At 73.3% G+C, this 6,610-nt stretch carries 7 protein-coding genes and 1 pseudogene; 7 read left to right on the top strand and 1 reads right to left on the bottom strand.

All coding sequences use genetic code 11. The features are described 5' to 3' along the window. Both ABZU46_RS30535 and ABZU46_RS30530 read left to right on the top strand, forming a co-directional pair. The coding region (locus ABZU46_RS30535; RefSeq protein WP_354863168.1) for a hypothetical protein at window positions 1-430 on the top strand (430 nt) is incomplete at its 5' end. Window positions 431-664: 234 nt separating this feature from the next. Beyond that, on the top strand, window positions 665-1,951 hold the full coding sequence (locus tag ABZU46_RS30530) for a ricin-type beta-trefoil lectin domain protein (RefSeq protein ID WP_354863167.1): 1,287 nt from the start codon (window positions 665-667) through the stop codon (window positions 1,949-1,951). A 64-nt stretch (window positions 1,952-2,015) separates the two neighbouring features. Here the strand turns inward: ABZU46_RS30530 and ABZU46_RS30525 are convergent, their stop codons facing one another. Beyond that, window positions 2,016-2,978, bottom strand: coding sequence for a hypothetical protein (locus tag ABZU46_RS30525; protein WP_354863166.1), 963 nt, complete (start codon window positions 2,976-2,978; stop codon window positions 2,016-2,018). Between the two features lie 299 nt (window positions 2,979-3,277). Between ABZU46_RS30525 and ABZU46_RS30520 the strand changes: the two genes are divergently transcribed. The 5 genes and pseudogenes from ABZU46_RS30520 to ABZU46_RS30500 form a co-directional block, all read left to right on the top strand. Further along, window positions 3,278-3,781: a hypothetical protein gene (locus ABZU46_RS30520; protein WP_354863165.1), complete on the top strand. Its 504-nt coding sequence runs from the start codon at window positions 3,278-3,280 to the stop codon at window positions 3,779-3,781. Beyond that, window positions 3,778-4,464 carry a hypothetical protein gene (locus ABZU46_RS30515; RefSeq protein ID WP_354863164.1) on the top strand — a complete coding sequence of 229 codons (687 nt, stop codon included), beginning with the start codon at window positions 3,778-3,780 and terminating at the stop codon, window positions 4,462-4,464. The genes ABZU46_RS30520 and ABZU46_RS30515 overlap by 4 nt, the downstream gene beginning before the upstream one ends. A gap of 67 nt (window positions 4,465-4,531) precedes the next feature. After that, window positions 4,532-4,900, top strand: coding sequence for a hypothetical protein (locus tag ABZU46_RS30510; RefSeq protein ID WP_354863163.1), 369 nt, complete (start codon window positions 4,532-4,534; stop codon window positions 4,898-4,900). 3 nt (window positions 4,901-4,903) lie between these two features. Beyond that, window positions 4,904-5,641 carry a hypothetical protein gene (locus ABZU46_RS30505; RefSeq protein ID WP_354863162.1) on the top strand — a complete coding sequence of 246 codons (738 nt, stop codon included), beginning with the start codon at window positions 4,904-4,906 and terminating at the stop codon, window positions 5,639-5,641. 1 nt (window position 5,642) lies between these two features. Beyond that, window positions 5,643-6,610 (top strand): annotated as a pseudogene (locus ABZU46_RS30500) (hypothetical protein); the annotation flags it as partial.

Raw genomic sequence — 6,610 nt, 5'->3', positions numbered from 1 at the left:
CGGCGGCCGCCCCCGGGCGTTGTCCGCCCGCCGTCGGCTGCTGCTCTGGGGCGGGGCGGTCGTGCTGGCGCTCGCGGTGCTGACCGGCGGGATCGTGGCCACAGTCGGTGGCGGGGGCCGTGACGACCTGGTGTTGACCGCGACCGGTGAGGCGCCCGGCCAGGGCGTCAGCCTCTCCGTGTCGATCACCACGCACGAGGGCAGGGGCTCCACGATCCGGATCACCGCGACCGGGCTGCGGCCGGGGCTGCGCTACCGGCTCTTCGCGGTGACCCGCGACGGGGTCACCCACCAGGTGCGGGACTGGACCGCCTCGGCCGGCCCGCAGGAGGTGACCGGCGAGCTGTCACCGCCGGTCGACGACCTCTCCTTCGTCGGCGTGGGCCTCGCCGACGGCACCTCGGTGGTCACCGCGCCGATCTCGCGCTGAGGACGGAAGGCTGTTCGCGGCCAGCGGCTCACAGATCTTGGTACCGAACGGCCCCTATCGGGGCGCTTTCCTTCCAAGATCTACACCGATCCTGTGGTGCGGGACAGATGGTCTCCGACCGATCCGCCGCACTTCCCGTTGAACCGAAGGCTCTCCCGCGCCGTCATGTCGCCGTGCGGTTGCCGCACCCGTCGGGGGACGCGGCGCGTCCCTGCCAGGCCGAGGGAGGGCTACATGGCTGTGAGGACCGGATCGTCGTCGACCCGTGGGACGCGGGCCGGGGTGTCGGGCGGGGGCCCGGGCCCATCCGAGGGCGTCAACCGGGGCCCCCGCCCAGCACGCAGGGCCGCGCTGCTCGCCGTGGTGCTGGTGGCGCTCGGGCTGATCGTGGGCGTGCCGGGCGGGCGGGCGACCGCCGCCACCGGGGAGCGGGTGACGTTCGTCAACGGCACCGCGGAGACGTTGTGGATCGGCGCGGGCGAGAGCGGGGACGGCTCGCGGCCGATCACCGGCCTGCCCACGCTGCGCCCCGGCGAGTCGAGCACGATCGTCATCCCGGATGCCGGCGAGCCCGGCCACTGGCGCGGCCGGTTCTTCGCCCGTCAGCGCTGCGGCGGCGACCCGAACGGCTCGTTCCGCTGCCTGGTCGGTGACTGCGGCGCCTTCGCCGACCGGTGCGAGCGGGGCGCGGAGCCGGTGAGCCTGGCCGAATTCAACTTCGACCGGAACAACGCGGGCGCGCCCTGGTACAACGTCAGCTACGTCGACGCGTTGTCGACGACGATCACGATCGACGCGCCCGGCGCTCCCCGCCCGGAGAAGGCGGGCAGTTGCGCGCGGTGGGACTGCTCCGCCGGGCAGATGCTCGCCGCCTGCCCGGAGGCGCACGCCGTACGCGACCCGGCCCGGGGCGACCGGGTGAACTGCGTCAACCCCAACCGGGACGCGGAGAGCGCGTACACCGCCGCGTTGCTGCCGTTCGGGCCGCGCGCCTACCTGTGGTCCACCCACGACCGGGTCGCCGGCAACGAGACGGTCTACAACTGTCCGGGCTGCGCGGAGGTGGTGGTGACGTTCCGCAACGGCGGCGCTCCGTCGGCCCCGCCCGCGACGCGTCCCGCCGACCGTTCCGGATCCGGCTTCGCGCTGCGCGGCTACGCGGACAAGTGCGTGGACGTGCCGGGCGGCGAGTCGGCCGACGGCGTGCGGTTGCAGCTCTGGCAGTGCAACGGCACCCCGGGCCAGCGGTTCACCCGTGGGTCCGGCGACACGCTGAAGGTGCTGGACAAGTGCATGGACGTGGCGTGGGCGTCCCGGGACAACGCGGCCAAGGTGCAGCTCGCCTGGTGCAACGGCGGGCCGGCGCAGGTCTGGGTCGCCGAGGGCGGCCTGCTGCGCAACCCGAACTCCGGCAAGTGCCTCGACGTGCGCGACTGGAACTCCGACGACGGCGCGCCGTTGCAGATCTGGGAGTGCGCCGCCAGCCAGAGCAACCAGAACTGGCGCGAGACGGGTCGCTGAGCCGGCCGGAAGCGACGTGGGCCCGGGTGATCGTTCACCCGGGCCCACAGGTCGTGTCGAGCGGTCACCTCCGGCCGCGTGCCGGCGCCTGACCCTGTGCCGCGCTCGACGAACTGGCCGCCGGGCCCGTACTCGACCCTGGGCTGGTCCGCCCGCGTTCCAGGTCGACGTTCTGCGACTGCTGCTGGATCGCCGAGCGCCGCTGGTCGACCGCCGCGTTGGTCAGCGCGGCGCCGGCGGTGACGAACCCGCCGGCCGCGGTGAGCTGGGTGGCATTGGCGGCGGTGCCGGCGATGCTCATGCCCAGGCCGCTGAGGTTCCCGGCGTGCACCGCGGCCTTCGTCCAGTCACCCCTCTGCGCGGCGTCGATAAACTCCACACCGGACTTCAAGGCGGTCACGGCGGACGCGCTGATCTGCGTGCCGCGCGCCGCCCAGCCCTCCAGGACGCCGGAGATGGCGCTCAACGAGCCGGCGGTGAACTCCGCACCCGGCGGCAGGTACGTGTTCATGTACTCCTTGAACTGGGTGAGGCCGGTGAAGCCGGCGTTCTTGGCGCCCTGCCGCGCCTCGCTCTCGGTCGGACGGTCCGGGTTGGCCGGCCGCACCTGGCTGCCGCGTCGCGGCTCCACCGGCGCCGGCGTGGTGACGGCGCCCACCTGCATGGCCGTCCGCACGAGCGCGTCCGGGTCGGTGGCGACGTAGGTGGACCGGCGGCGGAGCCGCCCCACCTGCTGGTCGGCGGCGGCGGAGTTCCGGCTCGCGCCGGAGCCACGCGCGGCGGAGTTCCGCTCCGAACGGGCCGGGGCGGCGGGCGGCGACACCCGCCGCCCTCCGTTGAACGAGTCGGTGAACTGCGGGGGCGCCGTGGACGCGGACGTGGACGCGTACGCCGCCTGGCTGTACGGGTTGACCGGCAGGCTGTAGTGCCGGTCCGCAGCCTCCATCTCGTAGTCGTTCTCCGCACCGGCGAACGTCTGGGCGCGTTGCAGCGGATCCGGCTCGTAGCCGTACCTGGGGTCGGACATGGTCACTCCTTCGAGCGCTGGTTCGTGATGGGCCCACCGGCGGTTCGCCGCCGGCTCGGTGTGCCGCCTCCCTCCCACGGATCGCGGTGCACCGTCTACGCGGCGGCCCCGGCCCCGGTTCAGCCGTGCCCCCGGATTTCTCCGCCGGGCGGCGGCTGGAAAAAACCTCGAACCCGCGCTGAACCGAGTGGGCGGTCGCGTCGTAGAACGGCCGTCGACCGCTCCGCCCGCGCCGCCGAGACGCCGCAGGCGCGGCCGGCGACCGACGACGGCGAGCAGACAGGGAGGCGAGACGGACGATGAGCCAGCCGGTGATGCTGCGGCGACCACGGGAGCGCGACGAGCGTCCGATCCGACACCGCGATGTCCTCTCGGACGAGGGCATCGGCTGGATCGGCGCGCACGGCGGCGCCGGCGCCTCCACCCTCACCCGCCTGCTCGGCGGCACCGACATCGGATGCCGGTGGCCGGATGCGGCGATCGGCGAGCCGGCCCGGGTCGCGGTGGTCGGGCGGACCAGCCTCGACGGCCTGCGGGCGGTCTCCCGCGCGTTGAACGCGATGCGGGAGGGCCGGCACCCGGCCGGGATGCGGCTGGTGGGCGTGGTGCTGATCGCCGACGCCCCGGGCCGGTTGCCGGCGCCGCTTCTCGGCCGGATCCGGCTGCTGCGCGCGATCGCCCCGGTGCACCGGGTGCCGTGGGTCCCGTCGTACCGGGTGGGTGCGGAACCGAAGCGTCCGCCGCGCCAGCTGGCCCGGCTGGCCGCCCTGGTGGAGGCCCGGCCGGGGCGGGGGTCGCGGTGAGCCGGACCCGCCGGGCGGGCTGGGTCGTCGCCGCCCTGGTCCTGGCGCTGCTCGGGCCGGCGCCGGCCGCATGGGCGGCGGCGGGCACCTACACGGTGACGGTGGACGGCGGTGACGCGGCGTTCCTTTACAAGATCTGCCTGAAGACCACCACCACGGTGAACACCTACCCGGCCGGTGACGGCGACCGGGTCTGCTCCGGCAAGAAGGGCTCGACCGACGGGTCGTTCGACCTGACCGCCGAGTTCACCGACGGCGACACGGTCTGGATGGACGTCGAGATGCTGGTGGACCTGAGCGGCCACTCGCGGACCAAGGACAACGTGGACATCACCGGGTCGCACTCGTGCACGCTCAAGGGCGCCCTGTACGCGGGAAAGTTCAAGTGCGAGAACGCGATCAACAAGAAGAGCTTCGAGGCGCCGTCGATCGAGCCGTACCAGGTGGCCGTCGACGACCCGAACGCCCCGGTGGTGCAGCTTCTGACGCTGATGGCCTGGTGCGTGAGCGCCGCCGCGGTGCTCGGTCTGCTGCTGACCGGCATGACGTTGGCCTCGCAGTTGCGGCGCGGCGCGCTGGAGGAGCGGACCGAGTACACCAAGCAGATCGCGTTCGTGATGGCGGCGTGCCTGCTCGCGACCACCGCCGGGCCGATCGTCGAGGCGCTCGGGTTCAGCCAGTGACCACCCCGACGGGCCCCGGCCCCGGCCGACTGACCAACCCCTTTTCCCAGCACTGAAGGAGCACCCAATGGCCCTCTCCGACATCTACTACAGCGGTCTGGTTCGGATCCCGTTCGGGATCCGTCCCGCGCCCGAACTGGGCGGCGATTTCGTTGGCGGGGTGCCGCAGCCGGCGACCGGCGAAAACTCGGTGCCCAGTGAGCTCGCCACGAAGGTCGAGCAGGCGCTCGGCCTGGTCGCCTGGGCGGGTACGGCGGCCGGCGTCCTCGGTGTGCTGATCACCGGCGCGGTGATGGCGATCTCACACAAGCGGGGTGAGAGCTCGGAGCACATGAGCCGGCTGGGCATGGTGCTGGGCGGCTGCATCCTGGTCGCCACCGCGGGCCCGATCGTGACCTGGGTCTTCGGCACCGGCGGCCAGGCGGACGGGAACTGACGCATGCGCGCGCGACACGAATCCGGGCCGGTGGAGGAGGGGCCGTTCTGGCGGCACCGTCGATGGCAGGTGTCGGCGGCCTTCGTGGTGCTGGCGCTCTGCACCGGCGTCGGCGCGGCGTTCTACGGGGGCGGGGACGCCGGTTCCCGGGCCGCGCCCGCGTCCGGGCCGGTGATCGGCGGCCTCGCGCCGGACGGGTCGCGACCGCAGGGCTGCCGCACCGTGGACGCCGTACAGCGGATCCCGGACGCGGCGCCGACCGACGTCACGTGGCACCCGCTCAACGGCGCGCAGACCCCGTTCTCCGCCTCCGCCGGGCCGCTGAAGGCCACCGGGCCGCTGCGCTGGTGCTTCGCGCACACCCCGATGGGCGCGGTGCTGGCGGTGCACACCATCTCCCGGCAGATGAGCGGCCCGGACTGGCGTACGGTCAGCCGGCAGCAGCTCGTGCCCGGGCTCGGGCGGGACTACTTCGACGCGATGCGTGAGTCGCTGGAGGACGGCGGCCCGCCGCAGACCTCCAACCGGCTCGCCGGGTTCCTGGTGGTGCGCTACACGCCCCGGACGGCCGTGGTCCGGGTGCTGGTCCGGCAGGCGACGGCGCGCTACTTCTCAGTCGACTACACGGCGGACTGGAACGGCGTGGACTGGCGGCTGCGGCCGCTGAGCTCCGGCGGTCTCTACGGCCCGGTCACCCCGGTGCTCTCGCTGGCCGGCTTCGTGCTGTGGAAGGAGAGCTGAGATGGCCGAGTGCGCGACCGGCGACGCCGTCTACATCGGGGAGATCGGCCAGGTCGTCGGCTTCTTCGAGCGGGGCATCGACGGCATCCTCAGCGACATCGCGGGCGCCATCATGGGCGCGGCGGTGGAGTTGTTCGCCAACCTCGGCGACGTGCCGACGCTCGGCGACGAGAAGATCAACGACCAGATCCACCTGCAGACCGACTGGCTCGTGGTGACCATCGCGGTGGCGTCGTTGCTGGCCGCGGCGTTCCGGATGGCACTGCTACGGAGGGGACAGGCGTTGTGGACGGCGCTGTCGGGCCTGGTCCGCATGATCCTGACCGTGGGCGCCGCGTGGACCGTGCTCAACCTGCTCGCCACCGAGGCCGACCACTACAGCGACCACCTGTACGACCAGGGCATCAAGGCGCAGCTCAAACTGATCGCCAACTGTGGCACCGACGGGCTCACCGCGTTCCTGCTGATCATCATCGGGTTGCTGCTGCTGGTCGCCGGCTGCATCCACGTGATCCTGATGTACCTGCGGCTCGGCGCGATGGTGCTGCTCACCGGCACGTTGCCGCTGGCCGCCGCGGCGTCGATGACCGAGTCGGGCGGCGGGTGGTGGCGTAAGCACATCGCCTGGATGGTGGCCTGGCTGGCGTTCAAACCGGTGGTCGGGCTGATCATGTATTCCGGGGCGGCGATGATCGGCTCGGTCGACGGCGACGCCAAGCACTACAAGCTGGCCGGCGCGGCCATCCTGCTGATGGCCGCGGTCGCGCTGCCGGCGTTGATGCGACTGATCGTGCCGGCCATGGCGGCGCTCGGTTCGTCCGACGGCGTGGGCGCGGGTGTCGCCGCCGGCGCCGCCGGCGCGGGCGCGGTGGCGAGCGGGGCCAAGCGGATCGCCGGTGGCGGCGGTTCGAGCGGCGGCGGCGCGGCCAGGGCGCCGAGCGGCGGCGCGCCCACCGGCGCGGCGTCCAA

It is taken from the genome of Micromonospora sp. NPDC005197 (assembly GCF_040608295.1).
Lineage (GTDB): Bacteria > Actinomycetota > Actinomycetes > Mycobacteriales > Micromonosporaceae > Micromonospora.
The sequence above is the reverse complement of the archived record's forward strand: the minus strand, read 5'-3'. Positions and strand labels throughout refer to the sequence as shown.

Coding starts and splice junctions, on each gene's coding strand:
- ABZU46_RS30525 (WP_354863166.1), bottom strand. CDS start 2,978: ATGTCCGACCCCAGGTACGGCTACGAGCCGGATCCGCTGCAACGCGCC.
- ABZU46_RS30530 (WP_354863167.1), top strand. CDS start 665: ATGGCTGTGAGGACCGGATCGTCGTCGACCCGTGGGACGCGGGCCGGG.
- ABZU46_RS30505 (WP_354863162.1), top strand. CDS start 4,904: ATGCGCGCGCGACACGAATCCGGGCCGGTGGAGGAGGGGCCGTTCTGG.
- ABZU46_RS30520 (WP_354863165.1), top strand. CDS start 3,278: ATGAGCCAGCCGGTGATGCTGCGGCGACCACGGGAGCGCGACGAGCGT.
- ABZU46_RS30510 (WP_354863163.1), top strand. CDS start 4,532: ATGGCCCTCTCCGACATCTACTACAGCGGTCTGGTTCGGATCCCGTTC.